The 26,049-nt window shown below is 64.1% G+C and carries 24 protein-coding genes, 1 tRNA gene and 1 pseudogene; 17 read left to right on the top strand and 9 right to left on the bottom strand.

What is annotated here, in order from left to right; translation table 11 throughout:
• Positions 1-12 precede the first annotated feature (12 nt).
• Entirely contained in the window at positions 13-1,971 is a 1,959-nt protein-coding gene (locus WJU17_RS06140) for an acetoacetate--CoA ligase (protein WP_346326451.1), read from the top strand.
• Between the two features lie 8 nt (positions 1,972-1,979).
• Here the strand turns inward: WJU17_RS06140 and WJU17_RS06135 are convergent, their stop codons facing one another.
• The 4 genes from WJU17_RS06135 to sfsA all read right to left on the bottom strand — a co-directional run bounded on the left by WJU17_RS06135 (position 1,980) and on the right by sfsA (position 5,015).
• On the bottom strand, positions 1,980-2,657 hold the full coding sequence (locus tag WJU17_RS06135; RefSeq protein ID WP_346326450.1) for a hypothetical protein: 678 nt from the start codon (positions 2,655-2,657) through the stop codon (positions 1,980-1,982).
• Positions 2,658-2,758: 101 nt separating this feature from the next.
• The gene (radC, locus tag WJU17_RS06130) at positions 2,759-3,442 is read right to left on the bottom strand and encodes a DNA repair protein RadC (RefSeq protein ID WP_346326449.1); all 684 of its coding nucleotides are present in this window, start codon (positions 3,440-3,442) and stop codon (positions 2,759-2,761) included.
• A gap of 25 nt (positions 3,443-3,467) precedes the next feature.
• Complete coding sequence (gene map / locus WJU17_RS06125; protein WP_346326448.1) at positions 3,468-4,289, bottom strand: type I methionyl aminopeptidase; 822 nt, start codon at positions 4,287-4,289, stop codon at positions 3,468-3,470.
• A 24-nt stretch (positions 4,290-4,313) separates the two neighbouring features.
• Positions 4,314-5,015: a DNA/RNA nuclease SfsA gene (sfsA, locus tag WJU17_RS06120; RefSeq protein ID WP_346326447.1), complete on the bottom strand. Its 702-nt coding sequence runs from the start codon at positions 5,013-5,015 to the stop codon at positions 4,314-4,316.
• An 858-nt stretch (positions 5,016-5,873) separates the two neighbouring features.
• Here sfsA and WJU17_RS06115 point away from each other — a divergent pair.
• From WJU17_RS06115 to WJU17_RS06090, 6 genes and pseudogenes are all read left to right on the top strand, one after another.
• Positions 5,874-7,331, top strand: a complete 1,458-nt coding sequence (locus WJU17_RS06115) for a VWA domain-containing protein (RefSeq protein WP_346326446.1) — start codon at positions 5,874-5,876, stop codon at positions 7,329-7,331.
• A 118-nt stretch (positions 7,332-7,449) separates the two neighbouring features.
• Complete coding sequence (locus tag WJU17_RS06110) at positions 7,450-8,211, top strand: competence/damage-inducible protein A (protein ID WP_346326445.1); 762 nt, start codon at positions 7,450-7,452, stop codon at positions 8,209-8,211.
• Positions 8,212-8,575: 364 nt separating this feature from the next.
• Positions 8,576-8,950: a hypothetical protein gene (locus tag WJU17_RS06105; protein WP_346326444.1), complete on the top strand. Its 375-nt coding sequence runs from the start codon at positions 8,576-8,578 to the stop codon at positions 8,948-8,950.
• 205 nt (positions 8,951-9,155) lie between these two features.
• Positions 9,156-9,242, top strand: a tRNA-Leu gene (locus tag WJU17_RS06100).
• Positions 9,243-9,358: 116 nt separating this feature from the next.
• Positions 9,359-10,014, top strand: a pseudogene (locus tag WJU17_RS06095) (NAD(P)H-binding protein).
• 540 nt (positions 10,015-10,554) lie between these two features.
• Positions 10,555-11,316, top strand: coding sequence for an SDR family oxidoreductase (locus tag WJU17_RS06090; protein ID WP_346326443.1), 762 nt, complete (start codon positions 10,555-10,557; stop codon positions 11,314-11,316).
• 19 nt (positions 11,317-11,335) lie between these two features.
• Here the strand turns inward: WJU17_RS06090 and WJU17_RS06085 are convergent, their stop codons facing one another.
• Positions 11,336-11,830: a nuclear transport factor 2 family protein gene (locus WJU17_RS06085; RefSeq protein WP_346326442.1), complete on the bottom strand. Its 495-nt coding sequence runs from the start codon at positions 11,828-11,830 to the stop codon at positions 11,336-11,338.
• 22 nt (positions 11,831-11,852) lie between these two features.
• Complete coding sequence (locus WJU17_RS06080) at positions 11,853-13,151, bottom strand: MFS transporter (protein ID WP_346326441.1); 1,299 nt, start codon at positions 13,149-13,151, stop codon at positions 11,853-11,855.
• 171 nt (positions 13,152-13,322) lie between these two features.
• On the opposite strand from WJU17_RS06080, the gene typA reads away from it, so the two are divergent.
• Together typA and WJU17_RS06070 are read left to right on the top strand one after the other, a co-directional pair.
• Entirely contained in the window at positions 13,323-15,146 is a 1,824-nt protein-coding gene (typA, locus tag WJU17_RS06075) for a translational GTPase TypA (RefSeq protein ID WP_346326440.1), read from the top strand.
• Between the two features lie 123 nt (positions 15,147-15,269).
• The gene (locus WJU17_RS06070; RefSeq protein WP_346326439.1) at positions 15,270-15,806 is read left to right on the top strand and encodes a DUF6817 domain-containing protein; all 537 of its coding nucleotides are present in this window, start codon (positions 15,270-15,272) and stop codon (positions 15,804-15,806) included.
• On the opposite strand, the gene WJU17_RS06065 is transcribed toward WJU17_RS06070, so the two are convergent.
• Positions 15,803-16,744, bottom strand: coding sequence for a DMT family transporter (locus tag WJU17_RS06065; protein WP_346326438.1), 942 nt, complete (start codon positions 16,742-16,744; stop codon positions 15,803-15,805). The genes WJU17_RS06070 and WJU17_RS06065 overlap by 4 nt on opposite strands.
• Before the next feature lie 101 nt (positions 16,745-16,845).
• Between WJU17_RS06065 and WJU17_RS06060 the strand changes: the two genes are divergently transcribed.
• The 7 genes from WJU17_RS06060 (at position 16,846) to rpmB (ending at position 23,743) form a co-directional block, all read left to right on the top strand.
• Positions 16,846-17,214: a group 1 truncated hemoglobin gene (locus tag WJU17_RS06060; RefSeq protein ID WP_346326437.1), complete on the top strand. Its 369-nt coding sequence runs from the start codon at positions 16,846-16,848 to the stop codon at positions 17,212-17,214.
• An 87-nt stretch (positions 17,215-17,301) separates the two neighbouring features.
• A complete protein-coding gene (locus WJU17_RS06055; protein ID WP_346326436.1) occupies positions 17,302-18,678 on the top strand; it encodes an aromatic ring-hydroxylating dioxygenase subunit alpha in 1,377 nt (458 codons plus the stop codon).
• 151 nt (positions 18,679-18,829) lie between these two features.
• A complete protein-coding gene (locus WJU17_RS06050) occupies positions 18,830-20,122 on the top strand; it encodes an acyl-CoA dehydrogenase family protein (protein WP_346326435.1) in 1,293 nt (430 codons plus the stop codon).
• Positions 20,123-20,211: 89 nt separating this feature from the next.
• Complete coding sequence (locus WJU17_RS06045; protein WP_346326434.1) at positions 20,212-21,120, top strand: LLM class flavin-dependent oxidoreductase; 909 nt, start codon at positions 20,212-20,214, stop codon at positions 21,118-21,120.
• 43 nt (positions 21,121-21,163) lie between these two features.
• Positions 21,164-22,240, top strand: coding sequence for a phosphotransferase family protein (locus tag WJU17_RS06040; protein WP_346326433.1), 1,077 nt, complete (start codon positions 21,164-21,166; stop codon positions 22,238-22,240).
• Positions 22,241-22,363: 123 nt separating this feature from the next.
• Complete coding sequence (gene meaB, locus WJU17_RS06035) at positions 22,364-23,344, top strand: methylmalonyl Co-A mutase-associated GTPase MeaB (RefSeq protein ID WP_346326432.1); 981 nt, start codon at positions 22,364-22,366, stop codon at positions 23,342-23,344.
• 108 nt (positions 23,345-23,452) lie between these two features.
• Entirely contained in the window at positions 23,453-23,743 is a 291-nt protein-coding gene (rpmB, locus tag WJU17_RS06030) for a 50S ribosomal protein L28 (protein WP_346326431.1), read from the top strand.
• A gap of 86 nt (positions 23,744-23,829) precedes the next feature.
• Here the strand turns inward: rpmB and WJU17_RS06025 are convergent, their stop codons facing one another.
• Complete coding sequence (locus WJU17_RS06025; protein WP_346327405.1) at positions 23,830-24,840, bottom strand: esterase-like activity of phytase family protein; 1,011 nt, start codon at positions 24,838-24,840, stop codon at positions 23,830-23,832.
• An 83-nt stretch (positions 24,841-24,923) separates the two neighbouring features.
• On the opposite strand from WJU17_RS06025, the gene WJU17_RS06020 reads away from it, so the two are divergent.
• Positions 24,924-25,715: a dienelactone hydrolase family protein gene (locus WJU17_RS06020; RefSeq protein WP_346326430.1), complete on the top strand. Its 792-nt coding sequence runs from the start codon at positions 24,924-24,926 to the stop codon at positions 25,713-25,715.
• On the opposite strand, the gene WJU17_RS06015 is transcribed toward WJU17_RS06020, so the two are convergent.
• Complete coding sequence (locus WJU17_RS06015; RefSeq protein WP_346326429.1) at positions 25,712-25,987, bottom strand: hypothetical protein; 276 nt, start codon at positions 25,985-25,987, stop codon at positions 25,712-25,714. The two genes, WJU17_RS06020 and WJU17_RS06015, sit on opposite strands and share 4 nt — an antisense overlap.
• Positions 25,988-26,049: the final 62 nt, after the last annotated feature.

Genomic DNA, 26,049 nt, shown 5'->3' with positions numbered 1-26,049 from the left:
GAAGGAGTATCCGTGGAATCGCCAGAAACCCCCTTGTGGACGCCATCGCGGGAACGGGTCGCCGACAGCAACATGGTCGCGTTCATGCGCGTGGCCGAAGAGACGTATGGACTTGCGCTGCCGGACTATGACGCGCTGTGGCGCTGGTCGGTCGAGCAGCCAGAGCAGTTCTGGTCGACCATCTGGGATTTCTGCGGTGTGATCGCTCAGGATCGCGGTGCGGTCGTGCTGGCCGACGCGGACAAAATGCCCGGCGCACGCTTCTTTCCCGATGCCAGGCTGAGTTTTGCCCAGAACCTGCTGCGCCGCCGTGACGGCGCGCCCGCGCTAATCTTTCGCGGCGAGGACAAGGTCGCTCGCGAGCTCTCGTGGGACGAATTGTACGACTCTGTCTCGCGCATGGCGCAGGCGATGCGCGGCATGGGGCTGCAGGAAGGTGACAGGGTCGCGGCCTACATGCCCAATATGCCGGAAACGGTGATCGCCATGCTGGCGGCCAACAGCATCGGCGCGATCTTCTCGTCGGCGTCGCCGGATTTCGGTGTGCAGGGCGTTGTCGACCGCTTCGGCCAGATCGAGCCGCGCCTGCTGATCCTGGCCGACGGCTACTATTATGGTGGCAAGACCGTCGCGTGCCTCGACAAGCTCGGCGAGATCCTGGATCGGATGCCGACCATCGAGACAGCGGTCGTGGTGCCCTATGTGAACAAGGACGGCGCATTGCCCGAGCGGGCGGTCACCCTGGAGGCGTTCGTTGAACCCTATGCGCCGCGCGAGATCGACTTTGCGCAGCTGCCGTTCAATCACCCGCTCTATATCATGTTCTCGTCCGGCACGACCGGCGTGCCGAAATGCATCGTACACGGGCAGGGCGGCACGCTGCTCCAGCATCTCAAGGAGCAGCAGCTCAATGGCGACATCAGGCCCGGCGACCGGGTCTTCTGGTTCACCACCTGTGGCTGGATGATGTGGAACTGGCTGGTGTCGGCGCTGGCGTCCGAGGCGACCCTGCTGCTTTACGACGGCTCGCCCTTCCATCCCGATGGCAACACCCTGTTCGATTACGCGGATGCCGCCGGCATGACCTTCTTCGGCACCTCGGCCAAGTTCATCGACGCGTGCAACAAGGCGGGGATCGAGCCGATGCGGACGCACGACCTGTCGAGCGTCCGCGTGCTCGGCTCCACCGGCTCGCCGCTGGTGGCCGAGAGCTTCGATTATGTCTATCGCTCCATCAAGACCGATATCCATCTGTCGTCCATATCGGGCGGCACCGATCTGCTGAGCTGCTTCGTGCTCTCCAGCCCGCTGCTACCGGTCTGGCGCGGCGAGATCCAGTGTGCCGGCCTCGGCATGGCGGTGGCGATCCTGGATGATGACCGCGAGCCGGTGCCCGATGGCGAGAAGGGCGAGCTGGTCTGCCTCAAGCCCTTCCCCTCCATGCCGCTGGGTTTCTGGAACGATCCGGGCGATGCGAAGTACCGCGCCGCCTATTTCGACAAGTTCCCCGGCATCTGGTGCCATGGCGACTTCATCGCTCGCACGCCGCACGGCGGCTATGTGATCTATGGCCGCTCCGACGCCACCCTGAACGCGGGCGGCGTCCGCATCGGCACGGCCGAGATTTACCGCCAGGTCGAGCAGATCGACGAGGTCGTCGAATCCCTCGTCATCGGCCAGGACTGGGACAATGACACCCGCATCGTCCTGTTCGTGCGGCTGCGCGAGGGAGTTGAACTGACCGAAGCGCTGGAGAAGCGCATCAAGGTCCAGATCCGCTCCAACACCACGCCGCGCCATGTGCCGTCACGCATCCTGCAGGTCACCGATATCCCGCGCACCAAGAGCGGCAAGATCGTCGAGCTTGCCGTGCGCGAGGTCGTGCATGGCCGGCCCGTGAAGAACATGGAGGCGCTGGCCAATCCCGAGGCGCTCGAGGAGTTCAGGGCGCGCGCCGAACTGGCGCTGTGACGGCGTCCCTAGTTGGTACCGGACATGAGGACGAGCCCGATCGCCGTGACGAGGAACAGGACCAGCAGAAAGCATCTCATGGCGATCATGAACGCGCGGAACCAGTGAATCTCGAAGGCCGCCTTGAACCAGAGCGTCTGGACGCGGAGATACCAACCGATGATCACCAGGACAAGGACGAGACCGGCCAGTTGAAAATCGGGCGTCTCCGTGCGCATCAGCACGATGGCGGCGGAAAAGATCACTGCGAATGGTGCGGTAAACAGGCATTGAACGAAAAACGGGTGTCTCAGACTCTCCCTGTCGATCTGCGACCCTTTCAGCCTCAGAAATTCCGAGGCCATCACCAGCGGAAACGTGCTGAAGGTCACCGACCGGTATGCCAGCAGGGCCTGCTCCGAGCCGAAGATTTCCGATGCGAGCGTCGCCTGGGATTGCAGGACTTTCACATGCAGCGTGAGCTCCAGCACATGGGCGATGACGACCGACAGGATCAGGAACAGGGGCGGACTGACCATGTCGCTGAACTGGCTGTCCGGCGCCGCGCTCATTTCCGTCTCGACCCGCTCGGCGATCACGAATGGCCGTGTAATCACCCGCCACAACGTTCTCGGGTAGAACAGCAGCCAGGTCATGACGGTATAGAGGAATTCCTCGAGCGACTGGACGATGCGCATGAGGTCCATGATCTGATCCCGTTGCTGGTGGAACCGGCGACAGGTTCCGATGGACGAGGCGGAAACAGTCTCGCCCATCCCGTGGCCACGGTAAACGCTTCAGCGTACGCCTACAGCAATCCCAACGACTTGAAGCTCGCGTGGGTGCCGCGCCCGATTACCAGATGATCGTGCACGACGATCCCCAGCGCGCCGGCGGCGGCGACGACCTGCTTGGTCATCTCGATATCCGCGCGGCTGGGATTGGGATCGCCCGAAGGATGGTTGTGCACGAGGATAACCGCCGTCGCATCAAGGGCGAGGGCGCGCTTGGCCACCTCGCGCGGGTAGACCGGCGTGTGATCGACCGTGCCCGTTTGTTGGACCTCGTCGGCGATCAGGGTGTTCTTGCGGTCGAGGAACAGGATGCGGAACTGCTCGCGCTTCTCGTACGCCATGGCGGCCTGGCAATAATCCAGCACCGCCGACCAGGAACTCAGGACCGGCTTGTTCAGTGCCTCGGCCCTTGTCATGCGCAGGCCGGCTTCGCGGAAGAGTTTCAGGGTCGCGATGATGCCGTCGCCAACGCCCTTGACCTCGGCCAGTCGCTCGGGCGGCGCGCTCAGCACGTCGGCCAGACTGCCGAAGGCGGCGATGAGCTGCTTGGCCAGCGGCTTGGTGTCGCCGCGCGGCAGCGCCTGGAACAGTATCATTTCCAGCAGTTCGTAATCGGGCATGGAAGATGCCCCGCCATTCATGAAGCGCTCGCGCAGGCGCTGGCGGTGACCCAGATGATGCGGTTTGTCGTCGGTCATGCCCCCAGCCCGACAGCGCGGCGGTTCAGATGTTGTACGGCGGCTTGTCGAGCCCGCGCGCCGAGGCGGTGAAGATTTCGTAGCCGGTCTCGGTGACCGCCAGCGAGTGCTCGAACTGGGCCGAAAGCGACCGGTCCCGAGTCACCGCCGTCCAGCCGTCGGAGAGGATCTTCACGTCGAAGCGGCCCAGATTGACCATGGGCTCGATGGTGAAGAACATGCCGGGTTGCAGGATGACGCCCGAATGCGGCTCGCCATAGTGCAGCACGTTCGGCGCGTCGTGGAACACCTTGCCCAGACCGTGCCCGCAGAAGTCGCGCACCACCGAGCAACGCTCCGCCTCGGCGAATTTCTGGATCGCATGCCCGATATCGCCCAGCGTCGCGCCGGGCTTGACCTGCTCGATGCCGCGCCACATGGCCTCGAAGGTGATGTCGCACAGGCGGCGCGCCTTCACCGACACTTCGCCGACCAGATACATGCGGCTGCTGTCGCCGTGCCAGCCATCCACCGTAGGCGTCACGTCGATGTTGAGGATGTCGCCATCCTTCAGCACCTTGTCTCCGGGAATGCCGTGGCAGACCACGTGATTGATCGAGGTGCAGATGCTCTTGGGAAAGCCACGGTAACCGAGCGGCGCCGGAATCCCGCCGCGGTCGATGATGAAGTCGTGACACAGCTTGTCGAGATATTCCGTCGTGACGCCCGGCTTAACATAGGCGGCGATGAAATCGAGCGTATCGGCGGCAAGCCGACCGGCGCGGCGCATGCCCTCGAAGCCGTCAGCACCATGAATCTTGATGCCGCTCACACGTGTGTCGCCGGCCTTGGTCAACTGGTCGTTCATTCGGTGTCCTTCAAACCCGGATGCTTAAATGGTCAGCGACAGCGGGCGGTCAACGGTAATTTCTTCGGTCGTCAGTCTACAGGCGTAGCACAGAACTTCAACGCCGCGCGCGCGGGCCGCGACCAGCCCGGCATCATAGACAGGGTCGATGTCGCGGGCGATGGCGAAACGGTCGCAGTCCATGCGCTGGACCAGATAGAACATCACGGCCCGGTGACCGGCCTCGACCATGTCGCCCAGCTCCAGCAGGTGTTTCGTACCGCGCGCCGTGACCGCGTCGGGAAACTCGGCCAGCGTGCCGCCCCGCCGCAGATGAACGTTCTTCACTTCCACATAGCAGGGCGGTCGGCCGGCATCCTCCAGCAGGATGTCGATGCGCGAATTCTTGCCATACTTCACTTCCTGACGCAGCGCGCCATAGCCGGTCAGCGCGTCGATGGCGCCGGCGCGGATGGCCTCCGCGACGATGTGGTTGGGATGGCTGGTGTTGATCCCGACCAGATCGCCATCGGCCTCGATCAGCTCCCACGAATATTTCAGCTTGCGGTCAGGATTGGCCGCCGGCGACAGCCAGACGACCGAGCCCGGCTCTTTCAACCCGGCCATGGCGCCCGAATTGGCGCAGTGCGCCGTGACGGTCTCGCCCGTGTCGAGCATCACGTCGGCCATGAATCTTTTGTAACGTTGGACCAGCGTGCCGCGCACGAGGGGAGCATGAAATTTCATGGCGCGACCCTATAAGCCATTGAAGCCGCAAGCAATCCCGGCATGAACGCGAATTAATCCCGCAAAACGGTACATGAACCCGATTTAACGGGATGGACGGCAATCAAGTGCTAATATTTTCATATAGTTACCTACGCAACTGGTCCTGGGGAGGATGACGATGCGCAGTGTTTTCTGGGAATATTTCGCGGTTTGGGTTGTCGCCATGACGGCCTTCTATTTCGTCATCGACAGCGCGGTCCGACGACCATCCGCGCCGCCGCTTCAGACCGAAGCGGACTCTGACGCAGCGCCCACCTAGAGCGCTTCTTCCATCCAGCCATTTCCCGCCCACCGGCGGGAAGACCGCCCGGCGACGAACGGATTCACGTCGCCGCACCCGGCGCGGCGTGCCTTTCGGCCCCGTGGGCCACGCAACGACTTGGACAGGCTCGTTGCCACGCCGCGCCGACCCGGCGGGCAGTCGTGACGTAAGACGGCAGAGCCTCAGGCATTAGCCGAGGCGCCGGACAAATAAGAACCGAGGAGTGAGTGATGCAGAACATGATTCTGCGAGCCTATGACTATTGCCTGATGGCCGTCGTGGTAGTTTGGGCCGCTACTGTTCAGATCTCTCTGGTCGTCGGCCCTACGCCGTCTTCATACACGGCCATGGTCTATGGCCCGATGGAGGCAGAGATTATCAATAGAATTGATCCACCTCCATCTCCGCCGCGCTACGAGCCTTATCAATACACGCTCAATACTACGGAAATTACTTCTATAGACATGCCGGTGATGAATATTGGAGGACCAGATCCCTCGGCGCGAGTGGAGTACGTATCGATGGAGTTTCCACCATCCTCTATTGATCTGTCTTTGCTTAACAGAGAAGAGGATAGGGAAAATTACGCTCTGCTGGATACCAATCCCGTCAAACAGGCCGCCGCCGAGCCGGTCTCTACCTTCAGCGTCGATGTCGACACCGGCGCCTATGCCAATGTCCGGCGTTTCCTGAACGATGGCCAGTTGCCGCCCGCCGACGCCGTGCGGGTCGAGGAAATGATCAATTATTTCAGCTATGACTACCGCCCGCCCACCGACCGCACGCAGCCCTTCTCGGTCGCCACCGAGGTCGCGCGGACGCCCTGGAACGCCCAGACCTATCTGCTGCGCATCGGTTTGAAGGGCTACGAGGCACCTCGCGCCGCGCGGCCACCGGCCAACCTGGTATTCCTGCTCGATGTGTCCGGGTCCATGGACTCGCCCGACAAGCTGCCGCTACTGGTCGCGTCGCTGAAGATGCTGACCAACCAGCTGCGCGACGACGACCGCATCTCGGTGGTGGTCTATGCCGGGGCGGCTGGCGTGGTGCTCGAGCCGACGGCGGGTAGCGACCGCAGCGCGGTACTCACGGCGCTGGAACAGTTGCGGGCAGGCGGGTCGACCGCCGGCGGCGAGGGGATCGCCCTGGCCTATGCCATGGCGCAGCGCGCGTTCATCAAGGGCGGTATCAACCGCATCATCCTGGCCACCGATGGCGACTTCAACGTGGGCGACACACGGGTCGAGACGCTGAAGGACTATGTGGCCCGCCAGCGCGCGACCGGCGTTTCCCTGTCGGTGCTGGGCTTCGGCACGGGCAATCTGAACGACGAGATGACCGAACAGCTCGCCAATGTGGGCAACGGCGCCTACGCCTATATCGACACGTTGCAGGAGGCCCGGAAGGTGCTGGTGGAACAGCTCGGCTCGACCCTGTTCACCATCGCCGGCGATACCAAGATCCAGGTCGAGTTCAACCCGGGCGTCGTCGCCGAATACCGGTTGATCGGCTACGAGAATCGGATGCTCAAGACCGAGGATTTCAACAATGACAAGGTGGATGCCGGCGAGATCGGCGCCGGCCACACCGTGACGGCGCTGTATGAAATCGCGCTGGTCGGCTCGAAGGGCCTGCGCCTCGACCCGCTGCGCTATGCGCCGCCCGCCGCCTCGGCGCCGTCCGGTGGAGAGTTCGCCTTCGTGAAGCTGCGTTATAAGTTACCCGGAGAGACGGCCAGCACGCTGATGGAAGTGCCGCTGGCCCGGACCCTGCTCGGTGGCACGGCGTCGCCCTCCGCCGACTTTCGCTTCGCCGCCGCCGTCGCCGCCTTCGGGCAGAAACTCCGGCACGGCGCCTATCTGGGTGAGTTCGGCTGGGATCGAATCGCCGCGCTCGCGAGTGAGAGCAGAGGGCGTGACGAGCACGGCTACCGCGCGGAGTTCGTCAACCTCGTGAAGACCGCCGCCGGGCTCGATCCCGGCACGGCAGGCAGCGGGACGACAAGAGACTAAGGAAACAGCGCGCCCTTGCATCCCCCTCCCTCTGGGGCGCGCGGCGAAACGGCCGGAAGTTCCTGCTTCCGGCCGTTTTGACGTGTCTGGTCCGGGGCGCGCTGGTATAAATGCGGCCATGACAGAACCGAAAAAAGTTACCGCCTGCCTGATCATCATCGGCAATGAAATCCTCTCCGGCCGGACGCAGGATGCCAATCTCGCCTATCTGGCGAAATGGCTGAATGAGCAGTGCGGCATCCAGCTCACCGAGACACGAGTCATTCCCGATATCGAGGACACGATCGTCAACACGGTGAACGAATGCCGCGCGCGATTCGACTATGTCTTCACCACGGGCGGAATCGGTCCCACCCATGACGACATCACCGCCGAATCGATCGCCAAGGCATTCGGCGTGCAGTGGGAACTGCATCCCGAGGCACACGAAATCCTCAAGGAATATTATGGACCGGAAGGCCTGACCTCGGCCCGTGCACGCATGGCGTGCACGCCGCGCGGCGCCAAGCTGGTGGATAATCCCATTTCCAAGGCACCCGGCTTCCAGATGGAGAACGTGTTTGTCCTCGCGGGAATCCCGCTGATCATGCAGGCCATGCTGGAAAGCCTGAAGCACCGTCTGACGGGCGGTGCGCCGGTCCGGTCGCGCTCGGTTCTGCTGCATCTGGCGGAAAGCCTTATTGCCGCGAACCTGCGGGACATGCAGGCGCGCAATCCGACGGCGGATATTGGATCCTATCCGTTCTACCGGCAGGGCAAGGGCGGCACGAGCATCGTGATCCGGTCCACCGATGACGATCTGAACAGCCGCCTCGCGCAGGAAGTCTACAAGATGGCGTTCGAGCTCGGAGGCGATCCCCAATTTGAGGAATCCGTTTAGCCTCCGACACAATTAAAAGTTGCATCAAATTTGAAGCACCTGTAGAAAGTGCCTCGGAGCCACCACGGCCAACTAGAATCAGGTTCCAACGTACCGGCGGCCCTCCTTGGGGGCAGGGCTGCCGGTAACCCTGGGTTTCGCTGAGCTTCGGGCTTGGAACCGGTGTCGATGATGCCGGCTGGAGCGAACGCGAAATTGTCTAGTCCTTGCGTGTTCCGGTTGTAGCCGGTCGCGTTGGTCATCGTGCGGTGGCGCCTGTCCGCTTTTGCGGGCAAGGCGGGGCCTGTTTGGCAAATCCCGTCCATCGACACTGAAGGCCAACACCGGGCAGCCATTGCTTGCCCGCTACACGAGGACAACGCCAATGAAGATCGTTTATTTCGCCGTCGCGGCGGCAGTGCTTCTGACTGCCTGCGCCGAAGGCCCTGCCACCAGCCATATCGCCGAAATGAAGGCACTGACCACCAAGGTCACCGGCCTGCAATGCCCGGCGGCTGATCCCACCGTCATCTACGGCAATCGTGAAGGCGCCGCCTGGACGCCCGCCGGTCCCGTCAAGGGCGGCACCGTCGCCATGCCCGCCAAGTATGATCCCAAGACCGCCGAAGGGCGCAAGTGGCTGAGCGGCCCGCAGGGCCACTGGCGCATGGCGGAAGAAGTCGCCCACACCTGCGGCGCCAACGAGACCCAGGCCCGCGCCGTGAAGTGCCAGTGGTGGATCTGCGCCGGCAACGGCTGAGCCAATCTGGTGCTTTGGGACCGGGTCTCCCGGTCCCGGCAGGCCGGCCGCGGTCTGTCCTGAATACGCCGTGCGGACCGCGCCGGGTGGGGAGCCGACCCGCTCTTACTCCCCGACCGCGCCCGGCGCCATTCAGGCCAGACCCCGGCCGGCCTTGTCGTCGCCGCTTTACGCAAAGCCCCGCCTCGCATAGGTTGCCGATGGCGCGAGCGTGGTGGAACTGGCAGACACAGCAGACTTAAAATTTGCCGCCCGTCAGGGCTTACGGGTTCGACTCCCGTCGCTCGCACCATGGGCTTACCCCCGCCTCCATGTTGTTACCTGTCGGGTTCCTTGTGGAATCGCCGGCCGTTGATGCCTGCGCCATGGAGTAAACTGCCGGTCCGTTCGCCGTATGAGGACCTTGGCATGAAGATTCTTCTCTTCGGAGCGACGGGCATGGTGGGGCAGGGCGTGCTGCGCGAATGTCTCCGCGACCCGGCCATCGGCGAGGTGGTCAGCATCGGCCGCAGTCCGGCCCCCTGGCGCACGCCAAGCTCCGCTGCGTCGTCCACCGTGATCTGACCGATCTAGCGCCACTCGATGTGGATATGTCGGGCGCGGATGCGTGTTTCTTCTGTCTTGGCGTCTCGTCGGCCGGAATGAGCGAATCGCGCTATTCACGAGTCACATACGACCTCACCATGGCGGCCGCTTATGCCCTGGTCAGGCTCAATCCGCGGGCGGCGTTCGTCTATGTCTCAGGCATGGGCGCCGACAGTTCCGAAAAAGGTGCTACCATGTGGGCGCGGGTCAAGGGCAGGACGGAGAACGCTCTGCTCAAGCTTCCGCTGCGCACCTTCATCTTCCGGCCGGGCCTGATCCGGCCGCTGCACGGCATCCGGTCGCGGACCGCGCTCTACAGCATTCTCTATGCCCTGCTCGGGCCGTTGCTCCCGCCCTTGCAACGCTGGCTGCCCGGCAGCCTCACGACGACGGAACAGATCGGCAAGGCCATGATCCGCGTGGCGCGCGTCGGCTATGAAACTCAAATCCTCGAAACCGCCGACATCAACAGACTTTGAGGCCAGCAGCAGGGAGGCCCGCGTGGGCGCGGTGTGAGCGCCGCCGGCAGAGCCCAGTGCCGCGCGCCGCCGGCGGCATGGATGACCTCCGAGCCGGCGGGCACGCTCACCGTTCCTGCCGCCGAGGGCATGGTCTGGTTCTGCCCCATGCAGCAGGCGAGGCATGTTCCGTCATGGTTTGCGGGGACGGGGCGGTCAGTCTTGACGGGCGGCCCCTCGACGGCGAGTCGAATCAGTCCGGCCGGCGTGCAGATTTCGATCCCGCCCGATCCCGCGACAGAAGCCGCTTCCGCCGGGAACGAGGTCAGGAGCACCTGCTGCAGAACCGCTGCGATGGCCAACCAGTGAGCGGTGCGCCGCGTCATGACCGTATCGTACTCCCGGACGGAGGAAGGGAAGCCTCACGGACATACCGCGTCCGCGATGGCCGGGAGATGATCCTGATCAATCCCCCGCTTTATGCAGTTGTGCTGGTAAGGGGCTTTCATCGCCTGGTCGACGCGCTAAGCTGCCGTCCAACCAGCAAACGGGAGACGGAACATGGATCTGGGCGTCAAGGGAAAGAAGGCGATCATTCTCGGCGGCAGCCGCGGCATGGGCTGGTACACCGGCGAGTTGCTGCGCCGCGAGGGCGCCGAGGTGGCGTTCTGCGCGCGCGGCGCTGACGGTGTGAAGGCCGCCGCCGACAAGTTGCAGGCGATCGGGCCGGGCACTGTCTACGGCGCGGCCGCCAATCTGGAGAATGGCGAGGAAACCCGCCAGTTCTGCCGTGATGCGATCGCGGCGCTCGGCGGCTGCGACATGCTGATCCACAACGCCAGTGGGTTCGACATGGCGGGCGGCGAGGAGGGCTGGATGCGCAGCTTTCAGGTCGACATGATGGCCGGCGTCCGCGCGGTCGAGGAATGCCAGGCGGCGCTGGAGCAATCGGACGCGGCCAGCATCACCTTCATCGGCTCCATGGCCAGCAAGTATTATTTCGGCCGCTCGTCTTCCTATGGTCCGGCCAAGGGCGCCATGCGGGTCTATGCCAACGAACTGGCGCAGAAGTTCGGCCGCAAGGGTATCCGCGCCAATGCCATCTCACCCGGCGCGGTCTGGTTTCCTGGCGGCTCGTGGGACAAGCGCAAGAAGGAGATGCCGGACTTTTACGCCTCGGTGGAAAAGTCCATTCCGCTCGGGCGCCTCGGTACCGGCGAGGAACTGGCGCGGGTCATCGCGTTCGTCGCCAGCCCGGCGGCCTGCTGGATCAACGCGGCCCATATCGTCGTCGATGGCGGCCAGGTCGCCGCCGTGGATTGACGGCGATCACGGCTGGTGATTACGGGGAAGGGGGGAATTCGCCCGGGAAACCTTCCTTCACCTCGCGCGTGGGCCAGAAGAAGTAGAGGCTGCTGCGCTGGATTTTCCACTCGCCGTCCACCTTGCGGTAGTCCTCGTCATACAGGCCGAGATAGTTGATCGGTGAGTCCGTCGGATCCTTGAAGCTCGCCCCGTTCAGCAGGTAGCGCCGTCCGACGGCGCTGTCGGGACCGGTCAACTCGACCCAGTGATTGGTGTTGGCGCGGAGCACCTTCATCGGCACCCAGCCATTGCCCTCGGCGCGGGCCCGAAAGCCGTCGTGGATCGCTTCCCGGCCTTCCCAGACGCCATAATGGCCGAACTCGCAGCGCGCGTCCGGCAGGAACAGCTCGATCATCCTGTCCAGTTCGTTGGCGTCCATCAGCTGGGTGAACTTGACCATCAGCTTGCGCACGGCCTCGACCTCCAGCAACTCCCGTACCAGGCCGATCTCTTCGGCCGTCAGTGCCGTCATGCCAACCTCCCCGTTGAATGCATCACGCCATCACCTTGCCTTGCGAGATTTCCAGGTCCTCGCGGTAATAGCGACCCGCCAGATAATAATGCCAGGCGCCCCACAGGCCGAGGACCGACACGATCAGCAATGCGTAACGCAATGAGTCCTGGCCATAATAGGGCATCAGCGCGTCGCTCAGCGCGCCCACCGCCGTCGGGCCGAGACCAAGACCGATCAGGTTGATGATGAAGAGCAGGATCGCCGATGCCTGCGCGCGCATGCCGGCCGGCGACAGGGTCTGCACCATGGCGAATGTCGATCCCTGATAGGTCGCGGCGAGCGCGATCATCGGCACGAACGCGATCAGCGCGATCCACAGCGTGTCCGGAAGATAGAAGAGAAAGACCAGGGGCAGGGCGATGACCTTGCACAGCGCCACGATCCACGGCGTCCAGCGCGGATCGGTAACGCTCAGGCGATCGGCGATCTTGCCCGCCGTGATCGCCCCGAGAATGCCCATGGAGCCGCCGATCAGGCCGGTGTAGGTGCCGACCTCGCCCAGGGACAGCCCGTGCGAGCGGACCAGGAAGGCAGCGCCCCAGCTGGAGACGCCATATCCGACGACGGCCACCAGCGTGCATCCGATCACCGTGTGGCGCAGGGTCGGCGTTTGCCACATGTGGCGGAACGCGGCCATGATGTCCTGCTTGGCGGGGGCATGACCCGGCGCGCCGGTCAGGCCGCGCGCGGGCTCGGTCATGGTGAAGCGGACCAGCAGCGCCAGCAGCAGGCCGGGCAGGCCGACCACGAGGAAGGCCGCGCGCCAGCCGAAGAACTGGGCGATCCACCCGCCCGCGAGAGCGCCGAACATCAACCCGAGATGGATGCCCCAGGAATAGATCGCCATCGCCGATGTCCGCTCATGCACCGGATAGAGATCGGCGATCATGGAATGAGCCGGCGGCCCCGCGCCGGCTTCGCCGATACCCACGCCCACGCGGGCGGCCGCCAGCTGCCAGTAATTCTGCGCCGCGCCGCACAGCGCGGTCATGCCGGACCAGATCGCCACGGCCCAGGCGATGATGTTGCGCCGGTTCGACCGGTCGGCGAGCAAGGCGACGGGCAGCCCGAGCGTGGCGTAGAAGACCGCGAAGGCCAGACCGGTCAGCAGGCCCATCGCGGTGTCGGACACCTGAAAGGCCTCTTTGATCGGTGGTATCAGAATATTGATGATGCTGCGGTCGATGAAACTGGATGTATAGACGAGGACCAGCAGGAACATCGTGTATCGCCGAGTCCCCACATCCACGACTTCCCCATCGGCTCCAGTGTGAGCCATGCTCCCCTCCCGTCTTCCCGTTTGTTAATTATGCTCAGAAAAACATCACGCGCGGCGTGAAGCCACCCAAATCGTGCGTAAATTGTTGGCAGCCTCCTAAAAAAGCTTATGGCGCGAGACAATTTCGGTCCATATAACCGCGCCTTCACAAAACTCGGATAACTCTATCCTATGACCGACACGATTCGCCGCCTGCGCAACATCGCCATCATCGCCCACGTCGACCACGGCAAGACCACGCTCGTCGACAAGCTCCTCCGTCAATCCGGCACCCTCGAGACCCGGGGCGAGCAGGAAGAGCGCGTGATGGACTCCAATGATATCGAAAAGGAGCGCGGCATCACCATCCTGGCCAAGAACACGGCCATCACGTGGAATGACTGGCGGATCAACATCGTCGACACTCCCGGCCACGCCGATTTCGGTGGCGAGGTCGAGCGCGTGCTGTCCATGGTGGATTCGGTGCTGCTGCTCGTCGATGCGGTGGACGGCCCCATGCCGCAGACCCGCTTCGTGACCAACAAGGCGCTGCAGCGCGGCCTGCGCCCGATCGTGGTCATCAACAAGGTCGACCGGCCCGGCGCGCGTCCCGACTGGGTCGTCGATCAGACCTTCGAACTGTTCGACCGCCTCGGTGCCACCGACGAGCAGCTTGATTTTCCGGTCATCTACGCGTCGGCGCTCGAAGGCTTCGCCACCCGTGACCTGGACCGCAAGACCACGGACATGACCGAGCTGTTCGAGACCATCGTCGAACATGTCCCGGCGCCGGACGTCGATCTGGAAGGCTCGCTGCAGCTTCAGGTCAGCGCGCTCAGCTATTCCAGCTATGTGGGCGTCATCGGCATCGGCCGCATCCAGCGCGGCAAGATCAAGCGCAACACCCGCGTCACCGTGATCGGCGCCGACGGCGCGACCCGCAGCGGCCGTGTGCTGCAGATCCTGGGCTTCCACGGTCTCGAAAAGATCGAGGTCGAGGAGGCGGAAGCCGGCGCGATCATCGCCTTCACCGGCCTTGAGAAGCTGCACATCTCCGACACCATTTGCGATCCCGACAATGTGGAGGCGCTGCCGCCGCTGGTCGTCGACGAGCCGACCATCACCATGACCTTCCAGGTGAACGACTCGCCGTTCGCCGGCCGCGAGGGCAAGTACGTCACCAGCCGCAACATCGCCGCGCGCCTCGACGAGGAACTGATCCACAACGTGGCGCTTCGCGTCGAGCAGGCCGACGACTCCAACAAGTTCAAGGTTTCGGGCCGTGGCGAACTGCATCTCTCCATCCTGATCGAGAACATGCGCCGCGAAGGCTACGAGCTGGCCATCTCGCGTCCCGAGGTGATCCTGAAGACCATCGACGGCGAAGTGTGCGAGCCTTGGGAATCGCTCACCATCGACGTCGAGGAAGAACATCAGGGCGCCGTGATGGAGAAGATCGGCGAGCGCCGGGGCGAACTGCGCGACATGGTGCCCGATGGGCGCGGCCGCGTGCGTCTCGACTATTACATCCCCAGCCGCGGCCTGATCGGCTTCCGTTCCGAATTCATGGCGACGACGGCGGGCGACGGCCTGATCTATCACACGTTCGAACGCTACGCCCCGCGGGTCAACGCGGTCATCGGCGGCCGCCACAACGGCGTGCTGGTGTCCATGGCGTCCGGCAAGGCGCTGGCCTATGCCATCTTCAACCTGCAGGAGCGCGGCCGCATGTTCATCGGTCACGCCGCCGAGGTCTATGAAGGCATGATCGTCGGCATTCATGTGCGCGACAACGATCTGGTGGTCAATCCGTTGAAGGCCAAGCAGCTCACCAACATTCGCGCCGCCGGCACGGACGAGGCGCTGATCCTGGTGCCGCCGATCCAGACCACGCTGGAATACGCCCTTGAATTCATCAACGAGGACGAGCTGGTCGAAGTCACGCCCAAGTCCATTCGTATCCGCAAGAAGCAGCTGCTCGAGCACGAGCGCAAGAAGGCCTCGCGCGCGGCCTAAAGGCCAGCCTTCCGTCATTCCCGCATCGGCGGGAATGACGGGCTGAGGCAAAGTGGAGTTCGCGCTCGACCCTGTAAAGCGTTGGGACTAACCTCTCGGCATCGATAGCCGCGAGGTCCGCCCATGCTGCTTCAGGAAAAATTCGAGGCGCTCGCCAGGCTGGGCGCGGGCGATTTCGCCCATATCAACGGCTCGCTGGAAGAACATCTGGTCGGCACCCATGAGCGTCTTGCGGCATGGGGCGCTGGGCCCGTCCTGCTGGATGCGGCCCTGTTTCATGCCGCCTACGGCACCGATCACTTCGGCGACAACATGGTCTCGCTCGACCAGCGCACCCAGATCGCCGCCATCATCGGCGAGCAGGCCGAGGCGCTGGTCTATCTCTATTGTTCCTGCGACCGGGGCCACACGTGGCCGCGTATCGGCATCGAGGACCCGGTGAAGTTCCGCGACCGCTTCGCCGACCGGATCATCGAAATGCCCGCCCAGGCGCTGCGCGACTTTTGCGAACTCACCGTGGCCAACGAGAACGACATCGCCAGCCGCACGCCCGCCTTCTTCGACAAGAACAGGTTGATCTTCCGCGACCTGTTCGGCCGGATGGAAGGCCTGATCAGCACCCACGCCCTCGCCGATGCCCGGCGGTTGTACGGGTTTTAGCTCGCGCCCTGAGGCGGCGGGCGCCCGCCATAGAGCCGCCTGATCGACAGCCAGACCGCGAACAGGGCCACGCCGATCCCGGCGACCTCCTGCACGCTCGGCGCCTCGCCCACGGCGGCGAAGACATAGATCATGCCGAACACGGCTTCGAAAATGATCATCTGGCCCAGGATCGTCAGGTCGAGCAGTTTCGACGCCATGTTGAACAGCACCGTGCCCAGCCAGGTCGAGCCGCCGCCGAGCAGGACGCTCCACAGCGCAAGCATGGCCAACTCGCCGCCGCCGATCTGTGTCGGCAGGCGCGCCAGCCCGGTACTCCAGGCGATGGGCAGGGCGATGAGGGCGGCCGCCAACGATACCAGCCCGACCACCGAACTCCATTCGCCCGGCGTCACCAGCCGCGTCTCCTGCAGGAAACGGGCGTTGACGATGGCATACCAGGTCCACATCACCAGCGCCGCGAAGATCGCCGCCATGCCCAGCGGCGCAAGCTCGGACGACGCGGCGGTGAAGTCCGTGCCGCCTGTATTGGCCAGCACGACGCCCCCGCAGAACAGGACCAGCGGAACGGCGAGCGGCTTCAGCGCGCCCATGCCGTGCTGGAGGCGACCGGCGATGGTCACCGTGACCGGCGCCATGCCGATGATCAGCACCCCCATGGCCGCGCCCGCCCATTGCATGCCCAGCACGAGCAGGAAGTAATACAGCACGTTGCCGGTCATGGCGTAGACGAACGCGCGCCACAGCACCGCCGGCGGCAGGCGCAGCGCCCGGCGCAGGTCGAACAGCATCAGCGAGATCAGGCCATACGCGACCGTGCGACCCAGCGTCACCTCCATGGCGGTCGCGTGGGGCAAGGCGAGCGGCGCCACGAAGGCCAGCGCCCATACGGCGCAGGTCCCGATCATCAGCAGGATACCGAGCGGGAAGGGGCTCACGGTGCTAGCGCGCGGTGTCGGGTCATAACGCCTGGTTCCCGTCGTCGTCCTGTCGGTGTATACGGTCCCGCACGGAACAGGGAGAGTCACGAGAGGGTACGATGGCTGAAAGCCTGTTCGAACGCTATGGGGGCATCGACACGGTCCGCGAGATCGTGGCCGAGTTCTACGAGCGCGTCCTCGATTCGGCGCAGCTCCACCCTTACTTCGAGAAGGCGGAGATGGGGCCGCTGATCGATCATCAGGCCCAGTTCATCGCCGCGCTGATGGGCGGGCCGCCATCGTTTACCGACGAACAACTCCACCGGGTCCATGCGTCGCTGGACGTCACTCAGGAGGATTTCGTCGAGATGGCCGGCATCCTTCAGGAAACCATGGAGGATTTCGATCTTGCCTTCGACGACGTCGATATCGTCATGCAGGCTTTCCGTGCCAAGCAGCCCCTCATCGTGGCCGGGCGCGCCCACTGAGCCCCGGATATCCGCGCCTTTTCTTTTGGGCGCGACTGACCATTATGTTAGTTTTGCCCCGGGAAAACTGAGTGAACGGGGAAAACCATGAACATCTACGATCCACAGCCGACCATGAAGCCCGGTGAGGCCCGCTGTCCCGGGCCGAGCACGCGAGAGCTTATCCTGTCGGACGGCTGGGACGTACCGCCCGAGCTGATCGCCGAGAGCTATCAGTACCTGGGCGACGAGGACATTCCCTTCGAACGCTACATCTCGCAGGACTTCTTCAAGCTGGAAATGGAGAAGCTGTGGCCGCGTGTATGGCAGTGGGCCTGCCGCGAGGAACACATCCCCGAAGTCGGCGACTACTACACCTATGATGTCGGCTATCACTCCATCCTTGTCGTCCGCTCGGCCGAGGACGAGGTGAAGGCGTTCTACAATTCCTGCCTGCACCGCGGCACGCAGCTGCGGCCGTCCGACAGCACCGGCAGCGTCCAGCATTTCCGCTGCCCCTTCCACGGCTGGACCTGGAACCTGGACGGCTCGCTGAAGGAAATCCCCTGCCGCTGGGATTTCCCCAAGGTGACCGACGAGGAATTCAAGTTGCCCGAGGTGAAGGTTGGCCGCTGGGGCGGCTTCATCTTCATCAACATGGACGAGAACGCCATGCCGCTCGAGGAGTATCTCGGACCGCTGGTGCAGCACTTCGCCAACTGGCCGCTGGACCAGCGCTACACCACCATGCACGTGCAGAAGATCCTGCCGGCGAACTGGAAAGCAGCGCAGGAGGCCTTCGTCGAGGCCTATCACAGCCTCGAGACTCACTGGCAGGCCATGCCGATCTCGGCCAATCTGAACGCCCAGTACGATGTGTTCAGCGAGCGGGTCACCCGCTTCCTGCATACGTTCGGCTATCCGGACCCCAGCTGGACCAAGCCGCAGACCGAGCAGGAAATCCTGGAACAGATGCGCCTGATGCCCGAGGGCGCCAAGGTGCCCGACGGGATGCGCGCCCGTGCCTTCGCCGCCGAATATCTGCGTGGCAAGCTCGGCGCCGAGCGCGGCATCGACCTGTCCAAATGCTCGGACAGCGAAATGCTCGATTCGATCGAATACCACCTGTTTCCCAATATGTTCCTGTTCCCCGGCATCGCCCTGCCCATGATCTACCGCTTCCGCCCGAATGGCATGGATGTGGACAGCGCCATCTTCGACTTGCTGTTCCTCCAGCCACTGGCGCCGGGCGAGGAGCGTCCCGAGGCGCCTGAGCCCTACAAGGTCGATGTGGGCACCTCCTATGCCGATGCGCCCGGCATCGATGCCTGGCTGGGCCATGTGTACGACCAGGACACCAACAACCTCGAAATGCAGCAAAAGGGCTTCAAGGCCGGCAAGAAGCGGGCGCAGACCCTGGGCAACTACCAGGAGATTCGCCTGCGCCGCATTCACAAGACGCTCGACCTCTACCTGAATGCCTGATTAGCGGCGGCGGGACCGCGTCTCGTCGCGGCGGCTACCGTTCAGTAACAGGACACTAGTCATCCAGTGCGCGCCCGGCGTAAAGTCGGGCGCGACTTTTTTGGGGAAACGGCGGCGTCCGATCGGCGGGCGCCCTCAGGGAGATGATGCGATGTCTTGGGAATTTGAAACCGACCCGGAATTCCAGAAGCAACTGGATTGGATTGCCGATTTCGTGAAGAACGAGATCGAGCCGCTTGAGCACGTGATCAAGCATCCGAACGACATGAAGGACCCGCTGCGCAACAAGTTGATCAAGCCGCTGCAGGCCGAGGTCAAGAAGCGCAAGCTGTGGGGCTGCCATCTGGGCGCCGATCTGGGCGGGCAGGGCTATGGCCAGGTGAAGCTGGGGCTGATGAACGAGATTCTCGGTCGCGCCAAATTCGCGCCGATCATCTTCGGCGCCCAGGCGCCGGACACAGGCAACTCGGAAATCCTGGCCCATTACGGCACGCCCGAGCAGAAGAAGAAGTATCTCGAGCCGCTGCTGAACAACGACATCGTGTCCTGCTACTCCATGACCGAGCCGCAGGGCGGCGCCGATCCCAAGGTGTTCCAGACCCGCGCGGTCCTCGACGGCAACGAATGGGTGATCAATGGCGAGAAGTGGTTCTCGTCCAACGCCCGCTACGCCGAGTTCCTGATCGTGATGGTCGTCACCGATCCGGAGGCCAAGCCCTATGAGCGCATGTCCATGATCCTGGTGCCGACCGACACCCCCGGCGTGAACATCATCCGCAATGTGGGCATCGGCGCCGAGGAGACCGGCACCCACGCCTATATCCGCTACGAGAACGTGCGCGTGCCGAAGGAAAACCTGCTGGGCGAGCGCGGCAAGGCATTCGCCGTGGCGCAGACCCGTCTCGGCGGCGGCCGCATCCATCACGCCATGCGCACCATCGGCAAGGCCCAGCTGGCCTTCGACATGATGTGCGAGCGCGTGCTGTCGCGCGAGACGCAGGGCGAACTGCTGGCCAACAAGCAGATGGTCCAGGAAAAGATCTCGGACTCGTGGACCGATATCCAGACCTTCCGCCTGCTCGTGCTCCAGACCGCGTGGAAGATCGACCGCTACAAGGACTACATGAAGGTCCGCAAGGACATCTCGGCCGTGAAGGCCATGATGCCCCGCGTCCTGCACGATGTGGCGGCCCGCGCCCTCCAGGTGCACGGCTCCCTCGGCGTGTCCGGCGAGATGCCGTTCTCGTATCTCATCACCGAAAGCTTCCACATGGGTCTGGCCGATGGCCCGACCGAGGTGCACAAGGTGACCGTGGCGCGCCAGGTGCTGCGTGAATACAACGGCACCAACGGCATGTTCCCCACCGCTCACATCCCGGCCAAGCGTGCCGAGGCGCTCAGCCGCTACGCCGATGTGATCGAGCGGGAAGTCGAGCACGTCTGAGGCTGAATGAAGAAGGAAGGGGCCTCGGTCACCCGGGACAGGGTGGGTGAGGCCCGTTCCATTCGCCACGCGAAGAACGGGGAACCACGATGACGCAAATGCCGGCAATCACCCTTGTCGCCACGCCGGGACGGCGCGGCAAGATGGTCGCGCTGTGCCAGGAGGCCGAGAAGCGTGGCTTCGCGGGCATCTACGTGCCCAGCTTGGCGGCGGCCATGCAGTTCTGCCAGTCGGTGCTGGAGGCCACGTCGACCATCGAGGTCGCGACGTCGATCCAGCCGATCTACTACATCAACCCGCGCGAGATGGCGCGGATCGCCGGCTATCTGCACGAGGTCGGCAACGGCCGCTTCCGCCTGGGCCTTGGCGTCAGCCATGAGGTCTCGCGCGTCCAGTACGGTGTCGAGGGCCGCAACCAGCCGGTCAGCGACATGCGTGACTACGTCGCCGACATGCGGGCGGCCGAGAAGGATTCGGGACCGCTGCCGCCGGTCATCCTGGCAACGCTGCGCTCGAAGATGCTGGCGCTCGCCGCCGAGGTGGCGCAGGGCGCGGTCTGGGCCAATGCCGCGCGCAGCTACACGCCGACACAGATCGCCGAGATTCCGCAATCCGCCCGCGTCGCCGGCTTTACCACGGCGGTCATGATCCCCACCGTCATCACGGACGACAAGGAAGCGGCCAAGGAAATCCACCGGCGCACCCTGCGCATGTATCTGACCTTGCCGAACTACCGCAACTACTGGAAGGCCGCCGGTTACGAGGCCGAGATGGCCGCTGTCGAACAGGCGCTGGCCGATGGCAAGGGCGATACCATCGCCCATGTCGCGGGCGACCGCTGGCTCGCCGACGTCACGCTGTTCGGCACCGCCGCCGAAGTCCGCGAGGGCGTGCAGGCTTGGCGCGAGGCGGGAATCACCACGCCGATCCTGGTGCCGTCCTCCGTTTCGGGCGGCATGGTCAAGGCGGCTGAGGAATTGTTCGAGGCGTTTGCCTGAGGTAGATCGGGCGCGCGACATTTATCGGGACTAAGGAAGACAGATGGCTGAGATGAAAGTTTCCCAGGGTGAAACCGTCGACGTGGCCGAGCGCCACCGCTTCGATACCAAGCGGCTCGAGCGCTACATGGAGGAGCATGTCGAGGGCTTTCGCGGTCCGCTGACCGTGGGGCAGTTCGCCGGCGGCCAGTCCAACCCGACCTACAAGCTGGAATCGCCCTCGGGCGCTTATGTGATGCGCCGCAAGCCGCCGGGGAAGCTGTTGCCGTCGGCTCATGCCGTAGACCGCGAGTTCCGCGTGATCAAGGCGCTGAACCAGACGGATTTCCCGGTGCCGCGCGCCTATGCGCTGTGCGAGGACGAAACCGTGACCGGCACGCCCTTCTACATCATGAGCTTCCTCCCGGGCCGGGTGTTCTGGGATCCGACCATGCAGGATGTCAGCAAGTCCGACCGGTCGAAGATGTACGATTCCATGAACGAGACCATGGCCAAGCTGCACTCCTACGATCCGGCGGCGCTGGGTCTCGAGGATTACGGTCGCCCGGGCAATTATTTCGCGCGCCAGATCTCGCGCTGGTCCAAGCAGTATGTGGCGTCCGAGACCGTGACCATTCCCGAGATGAACAAGCTGATGGAATGGCTGCCCGCCAACATCCCGGAAGGCGAGGAGACGTCCATCGTCCACGGCGACTACGCGACGCACAACATCATGTTCCACCCGACCGAGCCGCGCGTGCTCGCGGTGCTGGACTGGGAGATCAGCACGCTGGGCCACCCGCTGGGCGACCTGACCTACAACACGCTGAACTGGTATGGCCCCAAGCCCAACAGCGGCCGCCCCAATCTGGCGGGCGCCGATCTCGAGGCGCTGGGCATTCCGTCGTTCGAGGACTACATCGCCCGCTACTGCGAGCGCACCAACCGGCCGCCGCTGGAGAACGTCGCCTTCTACAAGGCGTACAACCTGTTCCGGATCGGCGCGATCATCCAGGGCATCGTCGGGCGCGCCCGTGAAGGCACGGCCAACGATCCGAACGCCGCCGCCAACGCCGCGCGCGTCCCGCCGCTGGCCAAGGCCGGCTGGGAAGAGGCGAAGAAGGCCGGCGCGACCGACTGATCTGTTACTAGCCCGAGCACGCCGCGATCCGGGGGACCGGTCGCGGCGTCTTCGTGTCTGGTTCGCGAATGGCACCGGCATACCCCCTTTTCATCCACGCTCTTTCATGGCATCCACCGGTCCATGCATACCGACGAAATGATCGAGAGACTGCGCGCCGGAGAGCGCCGGGCGCTCGCCCGGGCGATCACTCTGGTCGAATCCACCCGTGCCGATCACCGCCAGCAGGCCCAGAAGCTGCTCGACGGGGTGATGGCCGATACGGGCAGGGCCATCAGGCTGGGCCTGTCCGGCGCTCCGGGTGTCGGCAAGTCCACCTTCATCGAGGCGCTGGGTACCCATGTCACCGGCCTGGGCCACAAGGTGGCGGTCCTCGCCGTCGATCCGTCCTCCGCCCGCTCCGGCGGCTCCATCCTGGGTGACAAGACCCGGATGGAAGAGCTGTCCCGCGACCCCAATGCCTTCATCCGGCCGTCACCCGCGGGCACGACCCTGGGCGGCGTCGCGCGGCGCACGCGCGAGGCCATGCTGCTGGTCGAGGCCGCCGGCTTCGACGTGGTGCTGATCGAAACGGTCGGCGTTGGCCAGTCCGAGACGGCGGTGGCCGACATGGTCGATATGTTCGTTCTGTTGCAGTCACCGGGCGGCGGCGACGATCTGCAGGGCATCAAGCGCGGCATCATGGAACTCGCGGACCTGATCGTGGTCAACAAGGCCGATGGCGCGCTGGAGCAGCCGGCCAAGCTGGCCCGCTCGCAACTTGTCTCCGCGCTGCACCTGATGCGGCCGCGCAGTCCCAACTGGAAACCGCACGTGCTGCTGACATCGGCCCTCAGCAACAAGGGCATCGACGAAGTCTGGGATGCGGTCACCAACTATCAGTCCATCATGCTCGACACGGGTGAGTTGACCGCGAACCGGGCCGAACAGGCCCGCGCCTGGATGTGGAACGAGATTCGCGAAGGGCTGATCGAGGCGTTCAAGGCCGAGCCGGACGTCGCCGCCAGGGTGCGTAAACTCGAGGCGGACGTCGCCGAGGGCCGCATGACTCCGGGCGCGGCCGCCGACATGTTGCTCAAGCGGTTCCAGCATGGCGCGGAATAGCGGAATGAGCGGTTTCCCGGGCTTGACGGCAGGGTATGCCTGTCCTATACACCACGCCCTGACCCGGCGCGCGGCGGCGCGCCGCAATTGTTTCTAGAGGAAAAGCAGATGTCTCGAGTTTGCGAACTGACTGGTAAGGGCGTCCAGACGGGCAACAACGTCAGCCACGCCAACAACAAGAGCCGTCGCCGGTTCCTGCCGAACCTGCGCCAGGTATCGCTGATCAGCGACGCGCTGAACGAGACCCATCGCCTGCGTATTTCGGCCAATGCCCTGCGTTCGGTCGAGCACCGCGGCGGTCTGGACGCTTTCCTGCTGAAGGCCAGCAATGACGAGCTGTCCGAGAACGCCCAGCTGCTGAAGCGCCGTCTGCGCAAGAAGCTGGAAACCGCTTCCTAAGCTTTCGTTTTACGCCATCTGAAAAGGGCACGCGCTTCGGCGCGTGCCCTTTTCGTTTGTCCTGAGGGCGCGGCGAATCAGCCGGGTCAGCGCGCCGGTTTGTCTTCCAGCCTGAACACGAGCAGCACCGTACGCTGCAGCGCGGAGAAGTTGTTGTCGGCGATCACGTAGACGATGGTCTCGCCCTTCTTGTTGCGGCGGACGGCAAGGCCTTCCATGTTGTCGATATTGTGGGGCGGCTGCAGCTCGGCCACCGTGTCGCAGACGAGCCTGGCGTGCGGCTTGATCGTCGCCGCCTCGATCACGCACAGGCGCGCTCCCAGCCCGCCCAGCAGGCTGTAACGCCGCTCCAGCACCAGTATGTCGCCATTGGGCAGGCGTTCGGCATCGGTCGGATTGAACGGCGCCTTGCGGGGATAGTCGAAGGGCTCGTAAGGGCCGTTCTCGCGCTTGAGCCAGCCCCGAAAATAGCCCTCGGCCCCGGCGCCTTCCTCCGACAGCAGGAACAGGGTGCCGTCCGACAGGGTCGTGATCGCCTCCAGTCCGCCATTGAACGGCATGGTCTTCCAGTCGTCGCCAACCGGCAGCGTCTCGGCCTTCGCACCGGCCAGACTGGTGATGTCGGCGGGGTCGGACAGGCGGTAGCGCTGGACGCGGTGGTTGCGCTCGAAGGAGACATACGCATAGCCCCCGGCCACCGTCAGGCCTTCTGAATCCTGATCGTCCTTGGGCAGGGTCTGTCCCGCCGTATCCGCCATGTCCAGCAGCACATTGTCCTTGAAGCCGACGGGAACGCCGTCCTTCAGGATAAACCGGGCTGTCCACCAGGTCCCCCGATCGCTCATGGACAGCATTTGTTTGCCGTCGGCGCTAACCTCCAGGCCGGAAAAACCGCCGAAGAGCCAATGTTTCGACGACAGTTTCATCCCGCCGAGATAGGTCAACCTGCCGACGCGGTTTTCCTGTGGGTTATGCGAATTGAGCGGCAATGCCTCGACCAGGATCTCCGGCGTTCTCGCCTTCGGTTCGTCGCCCCACGCGGGAAATGACAGGCACAGGGCAAGGAGAGCGGCGCCGATGGGGAGGCTGTAGGACACGGTCAAGGCTGAGGTCTCGTTTGTTGCCGGCAGGAGAGCGTGGCTATTATGGAAGCCGGTGATGAAAAGGGAAGGTAGATGACATGGACGATAGCCTCGCCAATGGGCCGAACCGGCGCGATCTGCTGAAAACGGCCGCCGCCCTGCCACTCGCGGCGGTGCTGGCCAACCCGGCCCTCGCCAGGATCGCTGCTGCGTCCACACAGCAGCAGACCATCAAGACGCCGTCGGGACGCAGCATCAGCGCGAGCCTGGCGCTGCCCGCCGTGACACCGGCGCCGGCCGTGATCCTGATTCACGAGTTCTGGGGACTGAACGACCAGATCAAGTCGGTGGCCGCCGACATGGCCGGCCTGGGATACATCGCCCTGGCCATCGACCTCTATGACGGCAAGGTCGGCGGCACGCGCGAGGAAGCCATGGGCTACATGCAGCAGGTGAAACAGGATGAGGGTGTGGAAACGGTACGCGCCTGGGCCGACTGGCTGCGCACCCACAAGCAGGGAACCGGCAAGGTGGCGTCGGTGGGCTGGTGCTTTGGCGGCTTCTGGTCGTTGGAAACGGGCATCGAGGCCGGGACGGACGCCACCGTCATCTATTATGGACGGGTCGACCAGCCGGTCGAGCGCCTCAGGCGGCTTGAAGGACCGGTTCAGGGCCATTTCGCCACGAAGGACACGTTCATCAACAAACCGATGGTCGATGGCTTCGAAGCCAATATGACGACGGCCGAAAAGGACCTCACCATCTACTGGTACGAGGCGGATCACGCCTTCGCCAATCCGACCTCAGCCCGTTACGACGAGGCCGACGCCCAGCTGTCGTGGGAGCGGACGACGACCTTCCTCGGCAAGCACCTGTTCGGCGCGGCTTAGGGCAACCGGGCGGCGGGTGTGCAGGACGGCGCCGCCTTGGCATCGCCCGTATGCTGGCACGAGATGACCCGGCCATCGTCCCGGTTATAGAACCAGGCGATGCTGGGAAGAGCCGGATCGCCGGTCGTGTTCATGCCGACGGGTTGCCAGCCATTGGAAAATGCCAGTCCCGCATTGGGGGACTGAGCGTTGCCGGGTGTCCAGAGGGCCGTCAGGCCAACGGCCAAGGCGACGGCGGCCGCGCCAGCCAGCGTCAGGTGCTTGATTCGCATGGGAGTTCTCCGAGAGGTCAGGCAATGACCATAACGCGATTCTCGGCAGGGTTCGAGAGGCG

The sequence above is a fragment of the Iodidimonas sp. SYSU 1G8 genome (genome assembly GCF_039655775.1).
GTDB lineage: Bacteria > Pseudomonadota > Alphaproteobacteria > SMXS01 > SMXS01 > RI-34.
This window is presented reverse-complemented; position numbering and strand designations above follow the sequence as displayed.

Coding starts and splice junctions, on each gene's coding strand:
- WJU17_RS06135 (WP_346326450.1), bottom strand. CDS start 2,657: ATGGACCTCATGCGCATCGTCCAGTCGCTCGAGGAATTCCTCTATACC.
- radC (WP_346326449.1), bottom strand. CDS start 3,442: ATGACCGACGACAAACCGCATCATCTGGGTCACCGCCAGCGCCTGCGC.
- map (WP_346326448.1), bottom strand. CDS start 4,289: ATGAACGACCAGTTGACCAAGGCCGGCGACACACGTGTGAGCGGCATC.
- sfsA (WP_346326447.1), bottom strand. CDS start 5,015: ATGAAATTTCATGCTCCCCTCGTGCGCGGCACGCTGGTCCAACGTTAC.
- WJU17_RS06110 (WP_346326445.1), top strand. CDS start 7,450: ATGACAGAACCGAAAAAAGTTACCGCCTGCCTGATCATCATCGGCAAT.
- WJU17_RS06105 (WP_346326444.1), top strand. CDS start 8,576: ATGAAGATCGTTTATTTCGCCGTCGCGGCGGCAGTGCTTCTGACTGCC.
- WJU17_RS06090 (WP_346326443.1), top strand. CDS start 10,555: ATGGATCTGGGCGTCAAGGGAAAGAAGGCGATCATTCTCGGCGGCAGC.
- WJU17_RS06085 (WP_346326442.1), bottom strand. CDS start 11,830: ATGACGGCACTGACGGCCGAAGAGATCGGCCTGGTACGGGAGTTGCTG.
- WJU17_RS06080 (WP_346326441.1), bottom strand. CDS start 13,151: ATGGCTCACACTGGAGCCGATGGGGAAGTCGTGGATGTGGGGACTCGG.
- typA (WP_346326440.1), top strand. CDS start 13,323: ATGACCGACACGATTCGCCGCCTGCGCAACATCGCCATCATCGCCCAC.
- WJU17_RS06070 (WP_346326439.1), top strand. CDS start 15,270: ATGCTGCTTCAGGAAAAATTCGAGGCGCTCGCCAGGCTGGGCGCGGGC.
- WJU17_RS06060 (WP_346326437.1), top strand. CDS start 16,846: ATGGCTGAAAGCCTGTTCGAACGCTATGGGGGCATCGACACGGTCCGC.
- WJU17_RS06055 (WP_346326436.1), top strand. CDS start 17,302: ATGAACATCTACGATCCACAGCCGACCATGAAGCCCGGTGAGGCCCGC.
- WJU17_RS06050 (WP_346326435.1), top strand. CDS start 18,830: ATGTCTTGGGAATTTGAAACCGACCCGGAATTCCAGAAGCAACTGGAT.
- WJU17_RS06045 (WP_346326434.1), top strand. CDS start 20,212: ATGACGCAAATGCCGGCAATCACCCTTGTCGCCACGCCGGGACGGCGC.
- WJU17_RS06040 (WP_346326433.1), top strand. CDS start 21,164: ATGGCTGAGATGAAAGTTTCCCAGGGTGAAACCGTCGACGTGGCCGAG.
- meaB (WP_346326432.1), top strand. CDS start 22,364: ATGCATACCGACGAAATGATCGAGAGACTGCGCGCCGGAGAGCGCCGG.
- rpmB (WP_346326431.1), top strand. CDS start 23,453: ATGTCTCGAGTTTGCGAACTGACTGGTAAGGGCGTCCAGACGGGCAAC.
- WJU17_RS06020 (WP_346326430.1), top strand. CDS start 24,924: ATGGACGATAGCCTCGCCAATGGGCCGAACCGGCGCGATCTGCTGAAA.
- WJU17_RS06015 (WP_346326429.1), bottom strand. CDS start 25,987: ATGCGAATCAAGCACCTGACGCTGGCTGGCGCGGCCGCCGTCGCCTTG.